The sequence below is a fragment of the Bacillus sp. SIMBA_005 genome (genome assembly GCF_046535585.1).
GTDB lineage: Bacteria > Bacillota > Bacilli > Bacillales > Bacillaceae > Bacillus > Bacillus pumilus.
This window is the reverse complement of the sequence record NZ_JAWRWI010000384.1, coordinates 1-273: the sequence shown is the minus strand read 5'-3', so window position 1 is coordinate 273 and position 273 is coordinate 1. Positions and strand designations below refer to the sequence as shown.

Here is a 273-nt window from a genome sequence, read left to right as displayed (position 1 = left end):
CTAATTGTGATGTTGGCTCATCTAACAGTAGCAATTTGGGCTGCATCACCATAATGGAGGCTAAATTTAATAACTGTTTTTGTCCGCCCGAAAGCTCGGTTGTTTTTTGATGAAACCATTTTTCAATACCGAAGAAATTGGCCATTTCGGCTACCTTGCGGCGAATTATTGGTGAATCTACACCTAGGCTTTCTAGTCCAAAAGCAAGCTCATGCCATACTTTATCTGTAACAATTTGATTATCAGGATTTTGAAATACATAGCCAATGTCAG

1 protein-coding gene is annotated in these 273 nt (G+C 38.8%); it reads right to left on the bottom strand.

Annotated features, from left to right (window positions below; genetic code table 11):
- The coding region (locus SB660_RS20565; protein ID WP_410584186.1) for an ATP-binding cassette domain-containing protein at positions 1-273 on the bottom strand (273 nt) is incomplete at both ends.